The 24971-nt window shown below is 49.0% G+C and carries 19 protein-coding genes; 14 read left to right on the top strand and 5 right to left on the bottom strand.

The window, feature by feature from the left end; translation table 11 throughout:
- Positions 1–18 precede the first annotated feature (18 nt).
- The 3 genes from mazG (at position 19) to eno (ending at position 4110) form a co-directional block, all read left to right on the top strand.
- Positions 19–819: a nucleoside triphosphate pyrophosphohydrolase gene (gene mazG, locus G7083_RS08385; RefSeq protein WP_166014357.1), complete on the top strand. Its 801-nt coding sequence runs from the start codon at positions 19–21 to the stop codon at positions 817–819.
- 273 nt (positions 820–1092) lie between these two features.
- Positions 1093–2730 (top strand): CTP synthase, encoded by a 1638-nt coding sequence (locus G7083_RS08390; RefSeq protein WP_166014358.1) that lies wholly within the window; start codon positions 1093–1095, stop codon positions 2728–2730.
- Positions 2731–2808: 78 nt separating this feature from the next.
- Positions 2809–4110 carry a phosphopyruvate hydratase gene (eno, locus tag G7083_RS08395; protein ID WP_166014359.1) on the top strand — a complete coding sequence of 434 codons (1302 nt, stop codon included), beginning with the start codon at positions 2809–2811 and terminating at the stop codon, positions 4108–4110.
- Between the two features lie 105 nt (positions 4111–4215).
- On the opposite strand, the gene G7083_RS08400 is transcribed toward eno, so the two are convergent.
- Entirely contained in the window at positions 4216–5427 is a 1212-nt protein-coding gene (locus G7083_RS08400; RefSeq protein WP_166015020.1) for a multifunctional CCA addition/repair protein, read from the bottom strand.
- A 92-nt stretch (positions 5428–5519) separates the two neighbouring features.
- Between G7083_RS08400 and G7083_RS08405 the strand changes: the two genes are divergently transcribed.
- Both G7083_RS08405 and G7083_RS08410 read left to right on the top strand, forming a co-directional pair.
- Positions 5520–7109: an ExeA family protein gene (locus G7083_RS08405; RefSeq protein WP_166014360.1), complete on the top strand. Its 1590-nt coding sequence runs from the start codon at positions 5520–5522 to the stop codon at positions 7107–7109.
- Entirely contained in the window at positions 7109–7879 is a 771-nt protein-coding gene (locus G7083_RS08410) for a general secretion pathway protein GspB (RefSeq protein ID WP_166014361.1), read from the top strand. Before G7083_RS08405 ends, G7083_RS08410 begins: the two co-directional genes overlap by 1 nt.
- A gap of 90 nt (positions 7880–7969) precedes the next feature.
- Here G7083_RS08410 and G7083_RS08415 read toward each other — a convergent pair whose 3' ends face one another.
- The 3 genes from G7083_RS08415 to G7083_RS08425 form a co-directional block, all read right to left on the bottom strand.
- On the bottom strand, positions 7970–8578 hold the full coding sequence (locus tag G7083_RS08415) for a TIGR04211 family SH3 domain-containing protein (RefSeq protein ID WP_166014362.1): 609 nt from the start codon (positions 8576–8578) through the stop codon (positions 7970–7972).
- A 166-nt stretch (positions 8579–8744) separates the two neighbouring features.
- On the bottom strand, positions 8745–10007 hold the full coding sequence (locus tag G7083_RS08420) for an inorganic phosphate transporter (RefSeq protein ID WP_166014363.1): 1263 nt from the start codon (positions 10005–10007) through the stop codon (positions 8745–8747).
- A gap of 141 nt (positions 10008–10148) precedes the next feature.
- On the bottom strand, positions 10149–10829 hold the full coding sequence (locus G7083_RS08425; protein ID WP_166014364.1) for a TIGR00153 family protein: 681 nt from the start codon (positions 10827–10829) through the stop codon (positions 10149–10151).
- A 205-nt stretch (positions 10830–11034) separates the two neighbouring features.
- On the opposite strand from G7083_RS08425, the gene G7083_RS08430 reads away from it, so the two are divergent.
- The 4 genes from G7083_RS08430 to hldE all read left to right on the top strand — a co-directional run bounded on the left by G7083_RS08430 (position 11035) and on the right by hldE (position 18610).
- Entirely contained in the window at positions 11035–12552 is a 1518-nt protein-coding gene (locus G7083_RS08430) for an inorganic triphosphatase (RefSeq protein ID WP_166014365.1), read from the top strand.
- Between the two features lie 300 nt (positions 12553–12852).
- Entirely contained in the window at positions 12853–14109 is a 1257-nt protein-coding gene (locus tag G7083_RS08435) for a methyl-accepting chemotaxis protein (protein ID WP_166014366.1), read from the top strand.
- Between the two features lie 163 nt (positions 14110–14272).
- Positions 14273–17116, top strand: a complete 2844-nt coding sequence (glnE, locus tag G7083_RS08440; protein WP_166014367.1) for a bifunctional [glutamate--ammonia ligase]-adenylyl-L-tyrosine phosphorylase/[glutamate--ammonia-ligase] adenylyltransferase — start codon at positions 14273–14275, stop codon at positions 17114–17116.
- Between the two features lie 63 nt (positions 17117–17179).
- A complete protein-coding gene (gene hldE / locus G7083_RS08445) occupies positions 17180–18610 on the top strand; it encodes a bifunctional D-glycero-beta-D-manno-heptose-7-phosphate kinase/D-glycero-beta-D-manno-heptose 1-phosphate adenylyltransferase HldE (RefSeq protein ID WP_166014368.1) in 1431 nt (476 codons plus the stop codon).
- A 211-nt stretch (positions 18611–18821) separates the two neighbouring features.
- Here hldE and tolC read toward each other — a convergent pair whose 3' ends face one another.
- Positions 18822–20132, bottom strand: coding sequence for an outer membrane channel protein TolC (tolC, locus tag G7083_RS08450; RefSeq protein ID WP_166014369.1), 1311 nt, complete (start codon positions 20130–20132; stop codon positions 18822–18824).
- A gap of 230 nt (positions 20133–20362) precedes the next feature.
- On the opposite strand from tolC, the gene nudF reads away from it, so the two are divergent.
- From nudF to parE, 5 genes are all read left to right on the top strand, one after another.
- Positions 20363–20998, top strand: coding sequence for an ADP-ribose diphosphatase (nudF, locus tag G7083_RS08455; RefSeq protein WP_166014370.1), 636 nt, complete (start codon positions 20363–20365; stop codon positions 20996–20998).
- Between the two features lie 9 nt (positions 20999–21007).
- The gene (locus G7083_RS08460) at positions 21008–21457 is read left to right on the top strand and encodes a DUF1249 family protein (protein WP_277347082.1); all 450 of its coding nucleotides are present in this window, start codon (positions 21008–21010) and stop codon (positions 21455–21457) included.
- A gap of 30 nt (positions 21458–21487) precedes the next feature.
- The gene (gene cpdA, locus G7083_RS08465; RefSeq protein WP_240911896.1) at positions 21488–22318 is read left to right on the top strand and encodes a 3',5'-cyclic-AMP phosphodiesterase; all 831 of its coding nucleotides are present in this window, start codon (positions 21488–21490) and stop codon (positions 22316–22318) included.
- Between the two features lies 1 nt (position 22319).
- Positions 22320–22907 (top strand): esterase YqiA, encoded by a 588-nt coding sequence (gene yqiA, locus G7083_RS08470; RefSeq protein ID WP_166014373.1) that lies wholly within the window; start codon positions 22320–22322, stop codon positions 22905–22907.
- Between the two features lie 180 nt (positions 22908–23087).
- On the top strand, positions 23088–24968 hold the full coding sequence (gene parE, locus G7083_RS08475) for a DNA topoisomerase IV subunit B (protein ID WP_166014374.1): 1881 nt from the start codon (positions 23088–23090) through the stop codon (positions 24966–24968).
- Positions 24969–24971: the final 3 nt, after the last annotated feature.

A 24971-nucleotide genomic window follows, 5' to 3' on the forward strand; every position in this document is an offset into this window, starting at 1 on the left:
CCACATATAAGGCAAGCTATGTCACATCCAATTGAACAACTTGAGCAAATTATGCGTCGTCTACGTGATCCTGAATCAGGTTGTCCCTGGGATAAACAGCAAACCTTTGACACGATTGCGCCGTACACGATTGAAGAGACGTTTGAGGTGGTGGATGCCATCACCCAGCGCGATTGGCCGAATTTGCGTGAAGAGCTGGGCGATCTGCTGTTTCAGGTGATTTTCTACAGCCAAATGGCCAAAGAGCAGGGGCTGTTTGAGTTTCGTGATGTGGTCGAAACGGTAAATGAGAAGCTAACTCGCCGCCATCCCCATGTGTTTGCGGATGCTCAATTTGATAATCAAGCGCAAATTGATGCCAACTGGCAAGCGGAAAAGGCCAGAGAAAAAGCGCTGGCTGGCAAGCATCAACAGAGCATCCTTGATGCGGTGCCGCGTTCGTTACCCGCCTTGTCACGTGCGGATAAAATCCAGAAAAAATGTGCTCAATATGGATTTGATTGGGATAGCGTTGGCCCGGTGGTGGATAAGGTATATGAAGAAGTCGAAGAGGTCATGCACGAAGCGCTGCAGGTGGATGTGGATACTCAAAAAGTCGAACTCGAGTTGGGTGATTTATTATTTGCGACCGTCAACTTAGTGCGCCATTTGGGCCATGATCCTGAGATGGCGCTGAGCAAAGCCAACGCTAAATTTGTGCGCCGTTTTCAAGGGGTTGAAGAGCGAGCGAGAGCGCAACATAAGTCATTGCAAGATTTCAGTTTGTTAGAGCTCGATCAGTTTTGGCAGCAAGTCAAACAGGCGGAAAATAACCAATAACCAATAACCAATAACCAATAACCAATAACCGGGCTGGGTTAGCCGAGTTGCCAACATCTTCACTCGGCGCTAAAAAACCGCCCAATGGGCCAGCAAAACTAAGTTGGCAGGTATTCGTTTTGGTGGCTTTGCATCAATTTGGTTTGATTTGAAGCAAAAAATAAAAAATTGAGTGTGATAGATTTCACGTTGTGGCAGTGGGGGGGTTCTGGTATAGTTTTGTCCCGTCCAGATGAAATTCATTTCCCTCATTCAACCAATTTCAGGTTAAACATGACGACAAATTATATTTTTGTTACTGGCGGGGTTGTATCCTCTCTAGGTAAAGGTATTGCAGCGGCATCCCTTGCAGCGATTCTTGAAGCTCGTGGTCTTAAAGTGACCATGATGAAGCTTGACCCTTACATCAACGTTGATCCAGGCACCATGAGCCCAACTCAACACGGTGAAGTGTTCGTTACGGAAGATGGCGCAGAAACCGACCTAGATCTTGGTCACTACGAACGTTTTATTCGTACCAAGATGACCAAGCGTAACAACTTTACTGCAGGTCGTGTTTACGCTGACGTACTACGCAAAGAGCGTCGTGGCGATTATCTCGGTGCTACTATTCAGGTTATTCCTCATATTACTAACGCGATCAAAGAGCGCGTGATTGCAGGCTCTGCAGGCCATGATATCGCGATCGTTGAAGTAGGCGGTACCGTCGGTGATATCGAATCACTGCCATTTATGGAAGCGATCCGTCAGTTGGCGATCGAAGTTGGCCGTGAAAATGCGATGTTTATGCACTTAACGCTAGTGCCTTATCTCGCGGCTGCCGGTGAAGTGAAAACCAAACCAACCCAACACTCGGTCAAAGAGCTGCTTTCGATTGGTATTCAACCGGATATTCTGGTGTGCCGTAGCGATCGCATGATCCCAGCCAACGAGCGTAAGAAGATCGCTCTGTTCTGTAACGTGCCAGAAAAAGCCGTTATTTCGATGAAAGACGTCGATTCTATCTACAAGATCCCACAACTGATCCGCTCGCAAGGGCTGGATGATCTGGTGTGTGCACGCTTTGGCATCAACGCGCCAGAAGCAGATCTGTCGGAATGGGAACAGGTGATTTACGAAGAAGCCAATCCAACGGGTGACGTGACTATCGGTATGGTCGGTAAGTACACCGAACTGCCAGATGCTTACAAGTCGGTCAACGAAGCGCTGAAACATGCGGGTCTGAAGAATCGTCTGAATGTGACCATCAAGTATATCGATTCACAAGACGTTGAAACCAAAGGCACTGATGTGCTCAATGGTCTGGATGCGATTTTGGTACCGGGTGGCTTTGGCGACCGTGGTATTGAAGGTAAAATCTGCGCTGCACAGTTTGCGCGTGAAAACAAAATTCCTTACCTTGGTATCTGCCTAGGTATGCAAGTGGCACTGATTGAATACGCGCGTAACGTTGCGGGTATGGAAGGTGCACACTCCACTGAGTTTAATAAAAGTACCAAATATCCAGTGGTAGGCCTTATCACTGAATGGGTTGATGGTGAAGGTAATGTTGAAGAGCGCAGCGAAAAATCGGATCTTGGCGGTACTATGCGTCTTGGTTTACAGCTGTGCCACCTTGAAAAAGGCACCAAAGCCTATGAAATGTACGGCAGTGCGACGATTCATGAGCGTCATCGCCACCGTTACGAAGTGAACAACCTGCTGCGTCCTCAGATTGAAAAAGCAGGTTTGAAGGTTTCTGGTCTGTCAGCAGATAAGAAGCTGGTTGAAGTGATTGAGAACCCTGCTCACCCATGGTTTGTAGCAGCGCAGTTCCACCCAGAATTCACCTCAACCCCACGCGATGGTCACCCTCTGTTTGCTGGTTTTGTCAAAGCAGCAGGTCAGTACCAACGCGGTAAATTGAAGTAAAAGGATACGGGTAGCCACTTTAGCTGTGTGGCTACCCTTTTAGTTTTGACATTTAAATTCAATTGAGAGGAAACATTAATGTCTAAGATCGTTAAAGTTCTAGGTCGTGAAATCATTGACTCACGTGGTAACCCAACAGTAGAAGCTGAAGTTCACCTAGAAGGTGGTTTCGTAGGTATGGCTGCTGCACCATCAGGTGCATCTACTGGTTCTCGTGAAGCGCTTGAACTGCGTGACGGTGACAAGTCTCGTTTCCTAGGTAAAGGCGTTCTGAAAGCGCTGGCTGCGGTTAATGGCCCTATCGCAGACGCTCTGGTTGGCAAAGATGCAAAAGATCAAGCAGCTATTGACCAAATCATGATCGACCTAGACGCGACTGAAAACAAATCAAACTTCGGTGCAAACGCGATTCTAGCGGTTTCTCTGGCGAACGCGAAAGCAGCAGCAGCAGCAAAAGGCATGCCTCTGTTTGAGCACATTGCTGAGCTGAACGGCACTCCAGGCGTATTCTCAATGCCTCTACCAATGATGAACATCATCAACGGTGGTGAGCACGCTGACAACAACGTCGACATCCAAGAGTTCATGATCCAACCTGTTGGCGCGAAAACTCTGAAAGAAGCAGTACGTATGGGCGCAGAAGTGTTCCATAACCTAGCTAAAGTACTGAAGTCTAAAGGCTACAACACTGCAGTTGGCGACGAAGGTGGTTTCGCACCTAACCTGAAATCTAACGCGGAAGCGCTAGAAGTCATCGCTGAAGCAGTAGCAGCAGCTGGTTACAAACTGGGTACTGACATCACGCTAGCGATGGACTGTGCTGCTTCTGAGTTCTACGATGCAGAGAAGAAAGAATACAACCTGAAAGGTGAAGGTCGTATCTTCACTTCTAACGGTTTCTCTGATTTCCTAGAAGAGCTGACTGAGAAGTTCCCAATCGTTTCTATCGAAGACGGTCTGGACGAGTCTGATTGGGATGGTTTCGCATACCAAACTGAGAAACTGGGTAAGAAAATCCAAATCGTTGGTGACGATCTGTTCGTAACTAACACCAAGATCCTGAAACGTGGTATCGACAACGGTATCGCAAACTCTATCCTGATCAAGTTCAACCAAATCGGTTCTCTGACTGAAACTCTGGCTGCGATCAAGATGGCAAAAGATGCTGGCTACACTGCAGTTATCTCTCACCGTTCAGGCGAAACTGAAGATGCAACTATCGCTGACCTAGCGGTAGGTACTGCAGCAGGTCAAATCAAGACTGGTTCTATGAGCCGTTCTGACCGTGTTGCTAAGTACAACCAACTGATCCGTATCGAAGAAGCACTGGGTGCACGTGCTCCTTTCAACGGTCTGAAAGAAGTAAAAGGCCAAGCTTAATTTTAAGCGAGCCGATGCACAGCCGTTGACATAACGGTTGCGTGATAAATCAAACGCCCTGCATTGCAGGGCGTTTTGCTTTGCTACTGTGGATGGAAATGAAGCTTAGACGTCGCTAATTGCGGCCACGCGCCGTTTATCCAACTCTTGTTTGATATGCTTACCTTGAAAGCCTGCTGCAATCACAGCTTGTACTTCTACGCTGAGCGCGGCTTGATAAGCGCGCTGGAAAATGTCGCGTTGTGGATACGGCTCGGCCTCTAAACCTAAACGGCCACAATGATCCGCTTCGCAGCACAATAACACTTGCTCAAGCCGCTCAGGCTTACGCCACACATCCAACAACCCGAGCACCTTGAGTTTGGTGGCGGGTTTTAATTCGTCCGCACGGTGGATATTGGAATGCTGCGCACACACTGCGAGCGCCAACTCGCGAAACTCATTCGGTATTCGAATCCGTTCACACAATGATTCAATGATTTTCAGTCCAGTATGGCCGTGTAATTTATGGCTTGGCCATTCAGCTGGCGGTGTCACTCCTTTGCCTAAATCATGCACTTGCGCCGCAAAGCGCACCGCAAGCGAATTAGAAAGTCGTGCCGCTTGCTTCGCCACCATTAAGGTATGAATGCCAGTATCGATTTCTGGGTGCCACTGTTCGGGTTGTGGAACACCAAACAGACGAGCGATTTCGGGCAGGACAATGGCGAGCGCACCACAATCGCGCAGCACCTGTAAAAACACTTCGGGATGATTGGTTGAGAGTGATTTATGCCACTCTTGCCACACTCGCTCAGCGGTTAAGTACTGTAACTCACCTGACTGAGCAATGTCAGCCATCAACTGCATGGTCTGCTCGGCAACCGTGAAACCGAGATGATGCAGCTTGGCCGCAAAGCGCGCTACGCGCAGTACGCGCAGCGGATCTTCCACAAAAGCCGGAGAGACATGGCGCAGCACTTTCGCGGCAAGATCGCGCTGACCCCCATAAGGATCGATCAGTTGGCCTGCTTGATCTTGCGCGATGGCATTGATGGTCAGATCGCGGCGCAGCAAATCCTCTTCTAGGCTCACATTCGGCGCGTAATGGCAGGCAAACCCAGTGTAACCAACCCCGGTTTTGCGTTCGGTACGAGCAAGAGCATGCTCTTCTTTGCTTTTCGGATGCAAAAATACGGGAAAATCTTTGCCTACGGCTTGAAAGCCCGCCGCTAACATGGCTTGTGGGCTGCTGCCGACCACCACCCAATCACGGTCATAGACAGGAAGTTGCAGTAATTGATCGCGCACTGCGCCACCGACTAGATAAATTTGCATCATAGAGTCTCAAAAAATTACATGAATGGCATTGGCTAATCTTAGTCAGCAATGATACGTTGCACCCACAGTGATGAATAGGGTTAACCAGCATGTATCTACACTTCTTTGGGTTTGACGAGTTACCGTTTTCGATCGTCCCCAACGCGCGCTATCTCTATCTGAGTCAGCGTCATCAGGAAGCCATAGTACACCTGCAAGCCGGTTTGGGCGATGGTGGCGGTTTTGCGATGCTCACTGGTGAAGTGGGAACCGGTAAAACCACTGTCGCTCGAGCGATTTTGGCCAGTTTGCCGGGCAAAACGCGCGCCGGGATGATCCTCAATCCGACTTTTTCCGATCTGGAGCTGTTGGAAGCGATTTGCGATGAGTTTGAGGTTAGCTATCCGAAACAAGCGACGTTAAAAAAGCTCACACAAGTGCTGCATGAGTTTTTGTTGGCCGAGCACGCGCAAGGCATACAAGTACTCTTGATGATTGATGAAGCACAGCACCTCGCTCCGGATGTGTTAGAGCAGTTGCGTTTGCTAACCAATCTAGAAACCGACCAGCATAAACTACTGAAAGTGCTACTGATTGGTCAACCGGAGTTGCAAGATAAACTGCGCATGCCGCAATTACGCCAGCTCGCGCAGCGGATTACGGGACGCTATCATCTGTTACCGCTCACCGAGCAGCAATGTGTACATTATATTCACTTTCGAGTCGAGCAAGCTGGGGGTGATCCTGCGCTGTTTGCACGTAAAGGGTGCCTATGGATAGCTAAGCAAACTCACGGTATTCCGCGTTTAATTAATCTGGTGTGTGATGCGGCGCTAAAGCAAGCTTATCAAGCGGGTGAGCAAACGCTGAGTTTGGCGAGAATTAAGCTTGCCTGCCAAGCAGTGATGAGCTTTCAATCCTCCGTTTATCAAGTGACATCAAGCAAACCACCCGCGCGCAAACTCTCTTATCTTTCCAGCGCATTGGGGGGGATTGTGCTGAGCGCAGTATTGGCATGGCAATTACCACTCCAGCTTGATCGGGCGATGCAAAGCTATTTTCCGCTAGCAGAAGTGGTGTCACCGATCGAGCAGATGGTTTTCCCACCAGCACTACGCAGTGCGTTACTCAATGCGACCAGTAGCGAGCATGCCTTTGAAACCCTGTATGCAGTTTGGGGGTATCAAGCCTCGGTGATGGAGCGGTTTTGCCAAACTCAGGCGGATACCGCGCTCTGGTGCGAAGAGCAGAGCGGAGATTGGTCAACGCTGCAGACTTACGATTTGCCAGCAGTATTGACTTTAGTGCTGGATGAAGTGCCAGTTTACGCAGTGCTGTATCGCTTAACGGGCGAGCAAGTTGAGCTGTTGGTGAATGGCGAGCGTTATCGTGTTGCACGTCAATGGCTAGAGCCGCTATGGAATGGGCAGTTTGCTCTACTTTGGCAAGGTGGTTTTTCCCGAACCTTAAAACAGGGAATGCAAGGGGGAGATGTCGCGTTACTCGAGAGCAAATTGGCGCAAGTGTTAGGTGAGCCTGAACGTCCGCGTGAGCAATTTGATAAGGATTTGTCGCGTAAAGTTGAGTTATTCCAACGTTGGCAAAATATGCATGTTGATGGTATCGCAGGAAGACAAACCTTACGCCGCCTTGAGCTATTGACCCAGCAGCAAGCGCCAAGTTTGCAGGAGGAGGGCTAATGTCAAAAGTAATGCATGCCTTGCAGCAATCTCAGCACCATTATCAACAAGCTCATCCAGTCAGTGATCTCGCTTATACCGAGCAAGAACCCACAGCGATGAGTCCATCACGCTGGTTGCATTTAATGCTGTGGCTCGTTCCGGGGTTAGTGACAGCGGGAGTGATGACTTACCAACGCTATGAACAAGTGCAGCAGGAAGTGGCTAATCGACCAACCGAGCCTAAAACGGTGCAAGTTGATGCGCCATTAGAGCGTTTAACTTATCCCGAATTTGAGGATCTGCAACCGACCTTTGTCGAATCAGTACTCGATGAACCCTATCTAGAAGAGGATTTGACGTCCTTAGCTGGAAACATTGTGGCACCACCGGCGACAATCCAAGCTTCTGGTCAACAGAGTGCGTCAAATCAGGCGTTGGGCGAGCTCGATTTAACTCAGCTTTCGCCTGAATTAGCATTGCGTGTTCAGGCGATTATGCGCGATCAATCCAGTGAGTCAGCCGCCCCAACCACAGCAACTTCTGCGGCGGTGCCATTAACTCAACACAGCGATCGTTACCAAGGGCAGCTTCCAGCACTGAATTTTCAGATGCATGCTTTTTCCAGTAATGACCAAAAACGCTGGATAAAAGTGAATGGGGTAGAGTATCGCGAAGGAGAGATGCTGACACCCGAAGTGAAACTAGAGAGTATCAAACCCCAAAGCAGCGTGATTATCTTTGGTGGCGAGGAGATCGAAATACCAGCACTGTATGACTGGAAAGGTTAGGTTCAGCCCAACTCTTATTGCCCAACGATTAAAGAGAGCTAAAACAAAACGGTCACCTGAGTGACCGTTTTGTCTAAGCAAGCTGGATAGTTAGGCCCAACCAGAAGGATTACGTTTACGGCGTGGCACAATATGCGGTAATAGCAAACCAAATAGTAAGCCGATCCCCGCTACACCACCGCCATAGGTGAAGTATTTGAGCAGCAAATCTTCTTTTTGCGTATCGAGTTTGGCGCGCAGTTCGCGAATTTCCGTTTGTGACTGGGTGAGCTGTTTACTGATCTCGCTGTAACTACGTTCCAGATCGGTGATCTGTTGATTGCGCAGCTCAAGGGATTCGGCCAGTCCTGCTTTTTCACTGTCGGCATTTTGTCGCGCATTGGCTAACTGTTTTTTCACATCTGCCAATTCTTGCTCTAGTGCGGGTAGGCGCAGTGCATTGCTGACTTGACGGCTAATCAAGCGACTTTCTACCCAACCGGTACGGCCGCGTTCGTCGCTGATCTGGCTATAGCCATTTTCTTTATTGACACTGAGCAGCTTAACTTTTTCACCTGCTTCAATGCTGCCAAGAATACGGTATTGGTTACTTGGGCCTGAATGCATGTAAGTGAAGAGTTTATCGGCAATGTAGCGCTCTTGCGCGAACGTTGGTGCAGCCAACATGGAAAGTAGCACCATGCAGATCAGTTTTTTCACAGTAAATCCCTTAGGTTAAAGATAGGTTTAGTGATAGGTCTCATCAAATGTGTCGCAAATAGTATGCAGTTTTGGTAAGCGCTGCAACTAACAAGGGAGGCTAAGCCTCCCTTTCTGTGCGTTTGAGCCAATCCTGACGGTTGGCTAACTCTGATTTTACCTAGGCTTAGCCGGCAAACACTGCTTGAATAGCGTAGAAGAACACCACCGCCAGTAGCGCACCAGCAGGAAGGGTGACCACCCAAGAGGCGACGATGTTACGCACTACGCCTAAGTTAAGTGCGGCAATACCACGTGCAAAACCGACCCCTAACACAGCACCCACCAAAGTTTGTGTGGTTGAAATGGGCAGACCAGTACCAGAAGCCAGCACTACCGTAGAGGCGGTGGCAAGCTGAGCGGCGAAACCACGGCTTGGCGTCAGTTCAGTAATTCCAGTACCGATAGTGGCCATGACTTTATGACCCAGTGTGGCTAAGCCAACCACGATACCAAAACCACCAAGCGGTAGGATCCACCATGCGATCGAGCTTTTCGCTGCCACTTCACCCATATGCTCAACGGTTGAAACCACCGCTGACAATGGACCAATCGCGTTGGCTACATCGTTTGAACCGTGGGCAAAGGCCATCGCACAGGCGGTGATCACCATTAATACGCTAAAGATGCTCTCCACACCACTAAAGCCGTGGTCTTCATCACGATTGGCAAATTTGTGTTGAATGTATAAGTAGCCGCCGACCATCACAATCGCAGAGACTACCGCCGCCCACATCCAAGCTTCGGTGTTTGAAAGGTGTAGGCCAACGTGCTTCAAGCCTTTTTTGATGGTCACCAGAGCAATCACCATTGTAGTGATAAACATGTACACTGGCACAAAACGCTTAGCATTAATCAGCGGCTTTTCGGTATCAAAAATCAGGCGTTGGGCGCTGACAAAGATCAGGTAAGCAAATAAGCCAGAAATGACTGGCGTGATCAGCCAGCTACCGACGATGCCTTGTACTGAGCTCCAATCGACCGCTTCAGTGCCTACCGACACACACGCAAAACCGATGATCGCACCAATAATCGAGTGGGTAGTGGAAACTGGCCAGCCCATATAAGAGGCGACCAGTAACCAAGTTCCAGCTGCCAGCAGAGCTGACATCATGCCGTAGATCAGCACATCCGGCGTATTTACGAAAAGTGAAGTGTCGATAACCCCATTACGGATAGTTTCCGTTACTTCACCACCGGCTAAGTAAGCGCCTGCGAATTCAAAAATCATCGCAATAATAATTGCTTGTTTAACAGTGAGTGCTTTTGACCCTACGGAAGTGCCCATGGCATTGGCCACATCATTGGCACCAATACCAATTGCCATCAAGAAACCGAAGACAGCTGCCACAATAATCAACACAGTGCCGTAGTTTGCAAGGATTTCCATCGTAATACCTAGTTGTTGATAACAAGCGGAGCAACCTTTGCTTGTTTTTTATGCATATGACAACCTTCAGCGTAGTGAGTACTTAGCGCCTAGCGGGTTGTCATCATATGGTTGCTCTTCGTTATTTGGTTAACTTTAAATTTAAGAACGAGAAAGCATCAGCTCTAAGCGAGCGCCAACGCGCTGCGCTTGGTCGGCAATGCCGCCCACCCATTCAAGAATTTTGTACAAGAACATGACATCAATCGGATTCATTTTCGATTCGATGGCCATCAGTTGCTGGCGCAGGCGAATCTGCATGGTATCGGTGTCATCTTCAATCACATCCAGTTGATGGATCATTTCAGCCACGAGGGTGACCTCACGGCCTTTGAATCCGGTTTCCAATAACTCGTCGAGCTCGCTGATCACCTTCTGCGCTTGGTTCGCTGCATCTAAACAGCGTTTGACGTAAGCGATGAAGTTTTCTTGGAGAGGCTCAGGGATGATAAGCTGACGGCCATACACTCGGCCGGCAATATCTTTGGCAAGGTTAGCTAATTTATCCTGTTGGGTGAGCAGTTCAAGCATGTCACTGCGATCGACTGGCATGAACAAACCGCGAGGAAGTTTAAGGCGGATTTCACGTTTTAACACGTCAGCTTCTTTCTCAAGGTGAGAAATTTGTGCACGAATTTCACCGGCCGTTTCCCAATCATCTTTGTTACAAACTTCAAAGAAATTGATCAGATGTGAGCAGCATTCATTCACACACACAACATGACGTTGCAAAGGCTTAATTGGGGACTTTGCAAATAACCCCATAATTGTATTTACTGGCATGGTCATTCAACCTAATAGCTATAACCTTTAAATAACATACACCATAATATGGTGAAATGTTGAGCGTTGGCTATAAAGGCGCGCATGTTAACTCAAACACTGGCGCAATAAAACTGTTTTAGATCACGATTGAACGGATATTTCTCTCTTGCTCCTATGTCTATAAGGCAATATCCTGTCGGCATCTGCAGCGAAAGGTATAACTATGGAAACCGAGATAGAACTGAAGTTTTTTGTTTCTCCAGAATTTTCGACGATTTTATGCGCCAAACTTTCTGAAACTAAAGTACTTCAGCACAGCTGTCGCGAGCTAGGAAACACGTACTTTGATACACCTGACAACTGGTTACGCCAGCATGATATTGGCTTGCGCATCCGTCGTTTTGATGAAGTGTATGTCCAAACGGTGAAAACCGCTGGCCGGGTGGTAGCAGGTCTGCATCAGCGTCCAGAGTTTAATGCCGAACATCATAGTAATGATCCCGATCTCTCTTTACACCCGATGGATATTTGGCCTGCCGCGAAACCGTTGACCGAGTTGCAAGCCGAGCTATTGCCACTGTTTTCTACCAATTTTACCCGTGAACAATGGCTGATTAGCATGGCTGATGGTAGCCAAGTGGAAGTTGCTTTTGATCAAGGTGTGGTGGTGGCCGGTGAGCGCCAACAGCCGATTTGTGAAGTGGAATTAGAGCTTAAATCAGGGCAAACCGATGCACTGTTTACCTTGGCACGTCAGTTGTGTGAACAGGGCGGCATGCGCTTAGGTAACCTAAGTAAAGCCGCGCGTGGCTATCGGTTAGCGGCTAACCACGCGGGTGAGCCGATCACGCCATTGGCACTGGTCAGTGTCGATAAAAATGATACCGCTGAATCGTGCTTCATCCGTGCGCTGGAACATGCCCTTGACCATTGGCAGCACCACGAGCAGATTTACACTGAACGTGAAGAGGTGGCCGCTCTACATGAAATACACCACGCGGTCAGCTATTTGCGCCAATTACTCTCAGTGTACGGAGGGGTGATACCGCGCCGTGCCAGTGCCATTTTACGTCAAGAATTGAAATGGTTAGAGCAAGAGCTGCAGTGGCTAAAACAGTTTGAATACCTTGCCAGTTTGCAAGAGGATAAAGGCTATGCGCTGCGTAAATTGGATGCGCGTAAGTTCTTGGTTACTGAGCTAAAAACTCTGCAAGAAAGTTTACCCCAGCGTGAGGATACTCTGCGCTTGTTGAGTAGTGCGCGTTATACCGGACTATTGCTCGATCTCAGTCGCTGGGTATTGACCCGTGGCTGGCAGCCGTTTTTAGACGACAAAGCGCGTGAAAAAATGGCACTGCCGCTGGAAATCTTTGCGGTAAGAAAACTTGATCGAGCTTGGGCTGAGTTAATGGAAGCTTTCCCACCGGGTAAAGTGTTAACCGTGCAAGAGTACATCGATCAGCAGTATCGTTTAATGCGCAATTTGTACACAGGGGTCAGTTTTGCCAACTTGTATGCGGCGGAAGATCGTCAGGCATTTCGTATGCCGTGGGCCGATTTATTGCATGGCATTGATGATCTACTGCGCTTGAAGCCGTTAGAGCGGCTGGTGGATTTACTGCAAGGTGACGAGCAAGATCAACTGAAACGCTGGCTAAACCGTCAAGAAAATTCAATTCTGCATGCGATGGAGCAGAGCCGCACTATGGGGGTTGAAGCGCATCGTTATTGGTGTGAGTAACAAGATTTCGTTGTTGAACACTGAGTTTGATTGAGATCAGGGAGGCTTTGGCCTCCCTGTTTGCTTGCTACACCATGGTAAAAACTCTTTAGTTTTGGTGGTAGAAGCCGATAGTAAGGTGGCGAGAATGCTCGGGAAGCCGACCAAGCTCACAAATTATTTTACTCAACGAAAGAATTAGCGATATGCCGCGCATTGGTTGAGTTTAATGTTTGTTATCATCGGCATTATTCGTACAACTGATTGCATTATTACGCGCTCAGTTTGGTTACCTAATCTCAATAATATGGAGTCAGGATCATGACAACGATGTCTTTTAAGCCGTGGGAGCGTTTAATTACCGATTTTCGCTTAGTGCCGAAAATGGTGATACTAATGGTATTCAGCACGGTGTTGATCGTTGGCAAGCAGCTATGGGATGCCAGTATTTTCTACCAATCACTGCTTTCGGCTACCCAAAATGCGCAAGTCGCCCAGCAGTATTATGATAACTACTTGGTGCAAATCTTTTGGCAAACCTTGTTATTAATTGCTTTCTTTGCGGTACTGCTGCTGTTTGTTGCACGAGTCATGCTGCGCCAAACTCAGTATCTGAATGATGCGATTAAGTTAATGGCACAGCGTAATTTATCGCAACCGATCAATATGGATTGTAAGGATGAGTATGGTGATGTGGCGCGTGAACTAGAGAAAACGCGTCATCAACTGCAAGAGTTGATCCGCACGCAGATCAACGCCTCACAGGAATTAACTTCATTGACTGAAGTGATGACTATGAGCATGTCGGAAACCAAAGATTCGGCGCTGGAAGAGTTCAATGAGATTGATCAACTGGCGACAGCGATGAGTGAAATGTCATCGACCGTCCAAACTGTGGCGGAACATGCGCAAAATGCCTCATCCCTGACCGAAAGCACCTCACTGCAAGCCGATACCGGTCAGCAGTTTGTGAAAAGCACCATCAGTAAAATGAGTGAATTGTCAAAAGACATTAGCGCTTCTGCTCACGCGGTCAATCAGGTTGAAGAGCGAGTGGTCGCGATCAGCAGTGTGGTTGGTACCATTCGTGGCATTTCAGAACAAACCAATTTATTGGCGCTCAATGCGGCGATTGAAGCGGCGCGTGCCGGTGAAGCTGGACGTGGCTTTGCGGTGGTGGCTGATGAAGTGCGTAATCTGGCGCAGCGTACCCAAAATGCGACGGTGGAAATTCAAGAGATGATCACTCAGTTGCAACAGAGTGCCAACAGCGCGGTCGATTTAATGGAAAAAAGCGTAGTACAAGCAGCGGATGGAGTTGAGCTGATCACCAATGCAGGCACTGAGCTGGATGGGATTGTCAGCCAAGTGCAGCAGTTAAATGATATGAACTTCCAAATTGCTTCTGCCGCCGGCCAGCAAAGCAGTGTGGCGGAAGAGATGAACAAAAATCTCAATAATGTCCGCGAATTGGTTGAAGGCTCAGTCACCGTGATGAGCGAACTGTTAGAAACGTCAGAAATCATGCAAACTAACGCCGAAGAGTTGGATAGCAAAATCACTGCCTTTCGAGTGTAAACCCGCTAACACGGTTCCACTCAATAAAAGAGGAATATAACGCTCACACTCTGCGGTGGGCGTTTTTTTTCAACCCCAGTTTGCGATATAACTCATCACTGATAACGTATCACGAATCAGCGTAATCACCACTGAGCTTAACCGATTAAGACAAGGATGCCGCATGCCACTGCCTAGTGCTCTTTTATCCATCGCCGAACAACATTATCAGCAACTGTTGGCATTGCAGCCAGAGATTGCTCAATGGCCGGCCGATTATCAAACCGAGCTGCATCGAGTGCTTGGGCTGAGTGAGTTTATTGCCGAAACCTTAAAGCGGGATCGCCAGTTGTGCCAGCAATTGCCGAACTGGCTTGCCCAAGCGTCACGTTGGCAGGGCTATCGACACCAATTGGCACAACATTTGGTGGATTGTCACGATGAAGCCGCAGGGCAAGCGATACTGCGAAAATTTCGTCATCAAGAGATGGTCTACATCGCATGGTGTGATTTTTGTGGCAGTTGGACGATTGAGCAGAGCCTCACTCATCTTTCACAATTGGCGGAAGCGTTAATTTTTGAAAGTTACCAATGGCTATATCAGCGCTGTTGTCTGGAAATGGGCACGCCATGTAATGCACAAGGCCAGCCGCAACCAATGCTGATCATTGGGATGGGCAAACTGGGTGGTGGCGAGCTTAATTTCTCCTCTGATATCGATCTGATTTTCACTTATCCGGAAAATGGTGAAACCCAAGGTGCGCGCCGAGCAATCGCTAATGCTCAGTTTTTTACCCGGCTTGGCCAGCGCTTGATCAAACTGTTGGATCAGCCGACGCCGGAGGGCTTCTGTTATCGTGTCGATATGCGTTTACGCCCGTTTGGTGACAGTGGTCCACTGGCGATGAGCTATGCGGCGTTAGAAGATTATTATCAAGAGCAGGGGCGTGATTGGGAACGCTACGCGATGATCAAAGGGCGAGTGATTGGGCGAGAAATGTATCCCCAATACCAAGAGCTGCGCCAAATGTTGCGGCCTTTCGTATTTCGGCGTTACATCGATTTCAGTGCCATTCAGTCGCTGCGTCGCATGAAATCGATGATCAGTAGCGAAGTGCGCCGCCGTGGTTTAAGTAACAATATTAAGCTCGGCGCGGGCGGGATCCGCGAAATCGAATTTATCGCCCAAGTGTTTCAATTGATCCGAGGTGGCCGCGAGCCAAGCTTACGTAAACGCGGCCTACTGGAAACGCTGGATGCGATCGCTGAGTTAGCCCTGTTGCCACTCGCGCAAGTGCAAGATCTGCGTGATGCTTATCGCTTTTTGCGCCGAGTAGAAAATTTTCTGCAAGCGATCGCCGATAAACAGACGCAGACGTTGCCTGATAAAGAGCAAGATCAATGGCGGCTGGCGGTGGCAATGGGAGTGAGCGATTGGTCAAGTTTTCAGCAACAAGTGAACCAGCATATGCAGCAGGTGCATCAGGTCTTTGCGAGCTTGATCGGTGAAGATGAGGAAGAAGATCAAACGGTGGAGCGTCATTTTCATGAGCTGTGGGATATGGCCCATAAGCCGGAAGTGATCGAGCACATTATTCAGCATGATCTTGGCCTCGCCGCTGGTGAGCAGCCGATTCGCATCATTACCCAATTTAAAGAGGATCTTGCCAAGCGTACCATCGGCCCTCGCGGGCGTGAGGTACTCAATCGCTTGATGCCGAAACTGTACCAAGCGGTGTTTGCTCATCCTGAGGCCGAATTTGGTTTAGCTCGTGTGCTTAACCTGCTGCACAATATTGCGACTCGCACCACTTACCTTGAATTGTTGGATGAGCATCCCGCGGCGTTAGTGCAACTGGTACGGCTGTGTACCGCCAGCCCAATGATTTCAGAGCAGTTAGCGCGTTATCCAATTTTGCTCGATGAACTGATCGATCCACAGCATCTGTATCACCCGATCCCTCTGGAGTCTTATCAAAGCGAGCTGCGCGATTTTCTGGCGCGCATTCCAGAGGAAGATATGGAGCAGCAGATGGAAGCGCTGCGCCAATTTAAGCAAATCTCAATTTTACGCATCGCGGCGGCAGACATTGCAGGCGCGCTGCCGATCATGAAAGTGAGTGATCACTTAACCTATCTGGCCGAAGCGATTGTCGAAGCAGTGATCCGTCAAGCCTGGCTGCAAGTGAGCAGTAAATATGGCGAGCCGACCCATCTTAAACAGCGTGATGGCAAAGGCTTTGGCGTGGTGGGCTATGGCAAAGTCGGCGGTTGGGAGCTTGGCTACAACTCAGATTTAGATATCGTGTTTATGCACGATTGCCCAGCCGAGGTGTATACCGACGGCGAGAAAGTGATTGATGGCCGACAGTTTTATTTACGCTTAGCCCAGCGAGTGATGCACATTTTTTCCACCCGTACCGCATCGGGAATTCTGTATGAGGTGGATACCCGCCTGCGCCCCTCCGGCGTTTCCGGATTACTGGTTTGCCCAACCCAAGCGTTTGATGAGTACCAACGCCAAGAGGCGTGGACATGGGAGCATCAAGCTTTGGTTCGAGCGCGGATGATTTACGGTGATGCACCGCTGCAACAAGCATTTGCCACCACGCGGCATGAGATCCTTTGCTTGCCACGCGAGCCAGAGCAGTTGAAACAAGAGGTGGTTGCCATGCGTTTGAAAATGCGCGATCACCTTGGCGGCAAAAAAGCCGGTCGTTTTATGCTCAAGCAAGATCAAGGTGGGATCACTGATATTGAATTTTTAGCGCAATATTTGGTGTTATGTTTTAGCCATCAACAGCCTCAGCTGACCCGTTGGTCGGATAATGTGCGTATTTTTGAGTCGTTGATGCAGTATCAAGTGATGGATGAAGCACAAGCGTTGGCTTTGACTCAGGCTTACACCAGCATGCGGGATCAAATCCATCGCCGTAATTTGCTCAACCAATCGGCCGATGTGCGCGATACGCAATTTGTCGTGGAACGTCAACAAGTGATACAAGCTTGGCAGCAGTGGCTCGCTTGATGACTTCTGCCCTTTCAGTGGCTGTGATAGACTTGGCCGCAATCGGATTATTGGAGATTAAGCATGAAACCAGTCCTACCTGACTACAGCAAAGCAGGGGTATTAATTGTCGGTGATGTGATGCTAGACCGTTACTGGTATGGCCCAACTGGCCGTATCTCACCGGAAGCGCCGGTGCCGGTGGTCAAAGTAGATCAGAGTGAGGAGCGGCCAGGCGGCGCGGCTAACGTGGCGATGAACATTGCGTCATTAGGCGGCCAAGCGCACATTATTGGCCTGATTGGGCAAGATGAACCCGCGCGTGTGCTGACTGACAAATTGACTTCACTGAAGGTAGATTGTGATTTTGTGGCGTTGGCTAATTATCCGACCATCACTAAATTGCGCGTTTTGAGCCGCGGCCAGCAGTTGATCCGTCTCGATTTTGAAGACAAATTTGAAAATACTGATGCGGATTTGATCTTATCGCGTATGCAAAATGCGCTACCTAAGGTGCGTGCAGTGATCCTGTCTGATTATGCCAAAGGTGCGCTAGAGCACGTGCAGCAGTTTATTCAACAAGCTAAGCGGGCTGGGGTTCCGGTGTTTATTGACCCAAAAGGCAGTGATTTTGAACCGTACCGTGGTGCATCATTGCTAACGCCGAATATGTCTGAGTTTGAAGCGGTGGTCGGTAAAGTGACATCGGAGCAAGATTTGGTCGACAAAGGCTTCGCACTGATTGAGCAGTTCGATTTAGAAGCGTTATTGGTGACGCGTAGTGAACATGGTATGACCCTGTTACGCCGTGGAATGACACCATTCCATTTACCAACCCAAGCGCGCGAAGTGTATGACGTGACCGGTGCTGGGGATACGGTGATTTCAGTGTTGGCCGCTTCGGTTGCAGCAGGTAAAGATTTGGATGAAGCGTGTGCGCTGGCCAATGCCGCAGCTGGGGTAGTGGTGGGCAAACTTGGCACCTCAACCGTTTCGACCATTGAATTGGCGGAGGCGGTACACGGCAGCCAAGATACCGATTTTGGCGTGATCAGCGAACAAGCCCTGATTGAAGCGGTGAAAAAAGCCAAGGCGCGCGGTGAAAAAGTGGTGATGACTAATGGCTGCTTCGATATTTTGCATGCAGGCCATGTTTCCTACCTTAACCATGCGGCAGAGCTTGGCGATCGACTGATTGTGGCGGTCAATACAGATGAGTCAGTCAAACGTTTGAAAGGCCCTGCGCGTCCAGTCAACAGCACTGAGCGCCGCATGGCCGTATTAGCTGGACTCGGCGCGGTCGATTGGGTGGTGCCATTTAGTGAAGATACCCCACAGCGTTTAATCGCGGCTGTATTGCCTAATTTGTTAGTCAAAGGTGGTGATTACCAACCGCACGAGATCGCAGGTGGGCAAGAGGTGATAGCGGCCGGTGGTGAAGTGAAAGTGTTGAACTTTGAAAATGGATGTTCAACCTCAGAAATTATCGCGGCGATTAAAGGCGGGCGTGGTTAATTCCCCCCCCCCAGTCCAATGCGCGACAGTGATTGACTGCGTTGCTGAAGCGTTCGCTGATGTTAGAAATATCCCCCTTCCCACTTGAAGTTGCAGCGGTGTTGGCTACCTGCAACTCCAAGTTGTTTGGGTATAGCACGGATTTTATCAATAACAAAAGGGGCCAAATAAACGGGCCCCTTTATTTTTAGTATCAATTGATAGCGGCGAATTATTTTTTCGCGACCCGCAAGCCCGCATTGACATCAATAATGTCTTGTTCACTCAACGTACCAATTGCTTGGCGCAGTTGTAGTACATTCAAAATGTAGTCATAACGTGCGTTAGACAAGTTTTTGTTGGCATCATACAGACGGCGCGTTGAATCAAGCACATCGACAATAGTACGCGTACCCACATCAAAACCTGCTTCAGTCGCTTCAAGGGCTGACTTGGCCGAAATTACCGCTTGCTCGTAAGCACGCAGGGCTCCGATTGAGGCATTAATGTTATTGTTGTAAGCACGTACATCTTTCACCACCGAACGATAAGTCGCTTCAAGATCTTGACTGGCAGCCACGTAAGCAAATTCAGCCTGCTTGGTTAGTGAGGTAGTGTTACCACCGGTGTAAAGTGGTACTGATAAATTGACCCCGATTTTGAAATCGTTGTAATCGGATGGATTCGATGCATTGTCGTTGCGATTATTACCATAGTTGTAACCACCATCCAGTGTCAGTGATGGCAGATGGCCAGAGCTGGCTAGCGAGATATTATCGCGCGCCACATCTTGGCTAATGCGCGCACTCAGCAGCGATAAGTTTTTCTGCTGAGCTTGCTCAATCAGCGCTTCGCTTGACTCTGTGGTACGACTGGCCGCAAAACGTTTGGTGTCTAATACCGCCAGTTTTGAATATCCTTGGCCAGTGATTTCACGCAACGTCTCATAGCTATTGATCAGATTGTTTTCGGCGAGCACTTCATCGGCTAACACGCTATCGTATTGTGCTTGTGCATCGTGTACGTCAGTAATCGCAGACAAGCCAACTTCAAAGCGTTGTTTGGTTTGCTCTAATTGACGACCGACTGCCGCTTTTTCGGCTTGCACGAATTCAAGGGTATCTTGAGCGAGCAGCACTTCAAAATAGGCTTGCGCGACACGCAGGATCAAACCTTGCTGAGCTGCTGCGTATTGTGAATCCGCTTGGCGCGCTTTTTTCTCTGCGGTATCTAAATTTATCCAGCTTGAACGTTGATACAGCTCTTGTGAGAACGCAATGCCCGCCGAGAGCAGATCACTTTCCCGTGAATCTTGATCACTACGGCTGATATTGTAACCAGCAGTCAGGTTAATCTGTGGTAATAGACTGCTGCGGCTGGAGTTTATCGCTTCAAATGCCGCTTCACGTTGCGCGGCGACACTGAGTAATTGAGGGTCATGCTCTTTTGCTTGGTTATAAATCTCTGCCAGGTTTTCTGCCCACACAGCAGAACTTAGTGTGCCTAGCGCAGCACTAACAAATAATGGAATCAGTTTTTTCATCGGTCCTATTCCTGACGTGATGTGAAAGGATTTATTCCTCAAGAGTTTAACCCAAATTGGTGGTAATTCACTCGAAACTTTGCACTTTTTTACACTTAACTATCCACTTGTGCAATAAAAATTTTGAGCCACTTAAAATTTAAAATAAAATTTACATAAAAAGTTGAGCACTTGTTGGAAGTCGGCAAATTCCGCGAGTAAACTGTAAAATCGACCGCGAGGAGATCACTATGCAAGATGCCAAGCCACAACCGCTCTGTTTTAATCAGCAACATGTCGAGATCCTTAATAAACAGACCTTGTTTCAAGGTTATTTTCGGATGGTGAAATATCGCTTTAAACACCAGCGTTTTGCTGGGGGATGGAGTGAGCCGATCGAGCGTGAAATGTTTGAGCGTGGTCATGCGGCGGCACTATTACCGTACGATCCGATTCGTGACCAAGTGGTGATCATTGAACAGATCCGAGTCGGTGCACTTGAGTGCGCGCAGCCTTGGCAATTGGAAATTGTCGCTGGGGTGATCGATAGCCAAGAGAGCTCAGAACAAGTGGTGCGTCGCGAAGCGATCGAAGAGGCCGGATTAACGGTTGCAAGAGTGGAAAAAATCCTCTCTTATTACCCCTCTTCGGGTGGCTGCTCTGAAAAGTTGGATGTGTTTGTTGGCGAAGTTGACTGCTCACAGGCAGGCGGCATTCATGGTTTAGACTGTGAAGGTGAAGATATTCAGGTTCATGTGCTGAGTCGAGCCGAGGCGTATCAGCTGGTCGAACAAGGCAAAATTGAGAATGGTGCGTCGATTATTGCCCTGCAATGGTTGGCATTGAATTATCAGCGCTTACAGCAGCAGTGGCAGCATACAGAGTGATAATGAGCGGTGAATAGTCAATTGAGAGCAAGAAAGCCTTATCATGTTGATCTTAGAGAGCTGATGCGCGTCTATGAGACCAACTACGCTAAATTGAATGCGCTGTTGCCAGTCCAACCAGAAGTGGGAGAGCGGCGCTGTTACCAAGCGGCGCAGATAGCCTATCAACTGGAAGTGCGAGAAGTCACAAAATACACAACTTTGCTGGAAATTTGTCAAAGTGATGACTGGTCGGCGTTTCCATTGCCGACTATGTCTGTCAGGCTATACCACGATGCTCGGGTGGCCGAAGTGTGCTCCACGCTGCCGCGAGAGCGAGTGTTACCGCGTTATGATTATCCCAATCAAAACATGGTGCAACCTGATGAAAAAGCGCAATTAAACCGCTTTTTAGGTGATTGGCTGACCTTCTGCCTAAAATGTGGCATTAGCCGCAGCCCGATCACTCTATCACCATAAATAACAGAGGTAGGTTTACCGATTTTGAAAGTGTCATCTCAATCAGAACCGTCAGCAATCAAGCTTATTCAGATCACGGATACCCATTTATTCGCGGCAGAGGATGGTAGCTTGCTGAGTGTGAATACTGCGGATAGTTTTTCAGCGGTGGTGGCGGCCATTGTAGAAGAGCAGGTCGAGTTTGATGCGTTGGTTGCGACAGGGGATATTTCGCAAGATCATACGCCGGAATCTTATCAGCGTTTCGTGCGCACTGTTGCGCCGCTACAAACCACCCAAGCGCAACCCAAAGTTTGCTACTGGTTGCCTGGTAACCACGATTATCCGCCCAGTATGCACAGTGTGTTGCCCAGCGAGCAGATTCAAGCCATTGAGCATGTTTTGCTCGGTGAACACTGGCAGATGGTGCTGCTCGATTCACAAGTCAGTGGCGCTCCGCATGGTTGTCTCAGTCCAGCACAACTGCAATTGCTTGATGACCAATTGAGCCAGCATCCACAGCGCCACAGTTTAGTTTTACTTCATCATCATCCGTTATTGGTCGGCAGTGCGTGGTTGGATCAACATGCGCTGAAACAGAGTGAAGATCTCTGGGCTGTGGTGGCAAAACATCGTAATGTCCGCGCGCTGTTGTGTGGCCATGTGCATCAGGAGATGGATCGGATGCATTTGGGCGCGCGGGTGATGGCAACCCCATCGACCTGTGTGCAGTTTAAACCCAATTCACAAAATTTTGCTTTGGACAACTGTTCTCCCGGTTGGCGTGAGCTGACTTTGCACGCGGATGGACAGATCAGTAGTCAAGTTAAACGCTTGAAGCACGGCCGTTTCTTACCTGACTTTACTTCCAATGGATACTAATATGGCTGCGCGTCCCTCACTGCTGGTTTACATCCATGGGTTTAACAGCTCACCGTTGTCACACAAAGCGCAGGTGATGCAGCAGTATTGCCAGCAACATCGGCCAGATATCACGGTCTTGGTCCCCAAGTTGCCGAGTTTTCCCGCGCAAGCCGCGCAGCATTTGTTAGCGCTGATCGAGCCGTATCGTGAGCACTACCGAATTGGTTTGGTTGGCAGTTCACTGGGCGGCTATTTAGCCACGTGGCTAAATGCTCAATCGGGTTTGCCCGCGGTAGTGATTAACCCGGCGGTCAAGCCTTATGAGCTGTTAGCGGATTTTCTCGGTGAGCAGCTTAACCCTTACACGCATGAGCGTTACGTGCTTGATGCGGGTCATATTGATGAGCTCAAAGGGTTAGATGTCCCGCAGCTCAAGCAGCCGAGTGATTTTTGGTTACTGCAGCAGATGGGGGATGAAGTGCTCGATTATCGCCAAGCAGTTGAAAAATACCATGCTGCCAAGCTGACACTCGAAGCGGGTGGTGATCACAGCTTTATCGATTTTGAACGTTACCCAGCGCAGATCATTCAATTCCTAGCCCTTTGATTGATGGGCGAGTTTGCTCATTTAGGTGCAGCTTGTGTATTTTGCTGCGCAAAGCGTCATAAATTTAACCGAACCTTGCGCTCTGTCCTTGACATCAATCGGCAGCTTCCAGACTATGTTGCCCTTAGACTTTGGCGTCTAGTACACGCCTAATCATTCAGCAAATAAAGCATTCCGATTATGACTGAACAATATAATGCTGGCGCTATTGAGGTTCTCAATGGCTTAGAACCAGTCCGTCGCAGACCGGGAATGTATACCGATACCACGCGGCCTAACCATCTTGGCCAAGAAGTGATCGACAACTCTGTCGATGAAGCGTTGGCCGGATACGCCTCCAAAATTCAGGTTATTCTGCATGCCGATCAATCATTAGAAGTGATTGATGACGGGCGAGGAATGCCAGTAGATATTCACCCAGAAGAGAAAATTTCTGGGGTTGAACTGATTTTATGCAAACTGCATGCAGGCGGTAAGTTTTCCAATAAAAACTACCAATTCTCCGGTGGTTTGCACGGGGTTGGTATTTCGGTGGTCAACGCCCTGTCGAAACGGGTGGAAGTGACGGTACGCCGTGATGGTCAAGTGTATGACATTGCTTTTGAACATGGCGAGAAAGTCACCGAGTTGAGCGTGACAGGCACCTGTGGTCGACGCAATACCGGCACGAGCGTGCATTTCTGGCCGGACAGCAAATATTTTGATTTCGCCAACTTTTCTGCATCCCGCCTGATTAATAATTTGCGTGCTAAAGCGGTGCTGTGCCCAGGTTTAGAGATCATCTTTACCGATAAAGTTAATAACCATGAGCACCGTTGGCTGTATCAAGACGGTTTGAAAGATTATCTGGCCGAAGGGGTGAAAGGTTACACCTTATTGCCTGAAGAGCCGTTTACCGGTGAGTTTAGCGCGCAAACTGAAGCGGCGACTTGGGCGGTGATTTGGCTGCCGGAAGGCGGCGATCTGATCAGTGAAAGCTACGTTAACTTGATCCCAACCGCGCAGGGGGGGACTCACGTTAATGGTTTGCGCCAAGGTTTACTCGATGCGATGCGTGAATTCTGTGAGTTTCGCAACCTGCTACCACGCGGAGTTAAGCTGACCGGAGAAGATATTTTTGATCGCTGTGCCTATGTACTGTCGATCAAGATGCAAGATCCGCAATTTGCTGGCCAAACCAAAGAGCGTCTCTCTTCCCGCCAATCGGCAGCGTTTGTGTCTGGAGTGGTGAAAGATGCCTTCAGCTTGTGGTTGAATGAAAAACCGCAATTAGCTGAACAGTTAGCGGAAGTGTGTATTACTAACGCCCATCAGCGTATGCGCGCTAGCAAAAAAGTGGTGCGTAAGAAAATTGCTTCCGGCCCAGCATTACCCGGCAAATTAACCGACTGTACCGTGCAAGATCTTAACCGTACCGAACTGTTTTTGGTGGAAGGGGATTCGGCAGGCGGCTCGGCCAAACAAGCCCGCGATCGCGAATTCCAAGCGATCATGCCGCTGCGTGGCAAAATTCTCAACACTTGGGAAGTCTCCGCCGATCAAGTGCTTGCTTCACAAGAAGTGCACAATATTTCGATTGCGCTGGGGATTGATCCCGATAGTGATGATCTGGACACCTTGCGTTATGGCAAAGTGTGTATCCTCGCCGATGCGGACTCCGATGGTCTACACATTGCCACCTTGTTGTGCGCGCTGTTTACCCGCCATTTCCGTGCGCTAGTCAAAGCCGGTCATGTGTATGTGGCTATGCCTCCACTCTATCGTATCGACTGTGGTAAAGAGGTGTACTACGCGTTGGATGATCAGGAAAAAGAGGGCGTATTAGAGCGCCTGAGCCAGAAAAAAGCCAAAATTAATGTGCAACGCTTTAAAGGTTTGGGTGAGATGAATCCACTGCAACTGCGCGAAACCACGATGGATCCGAATACTCGCCGCTTGGTGCAACTGACGATTGATGATCCAGAAGCCACCGACGAAATGATGGATATGCTGCTGGGCAAAAAACGGGCGGATGACCGCCGTGCTTGGCTGCAAAGCAACGGCGACATAGCAGAGGTGTAACCC

Source organism: Vibrio sp. HDW18, from assembly GCF_011306175.1.
In the GTDB taxonomy this organism is placed as follows: Bacteria; Pseudomonadota; Gammaproteobacteria; order Enterobacterales; family Vibrionaceae; genus Vibrio; species Vibrio chanodichtyis.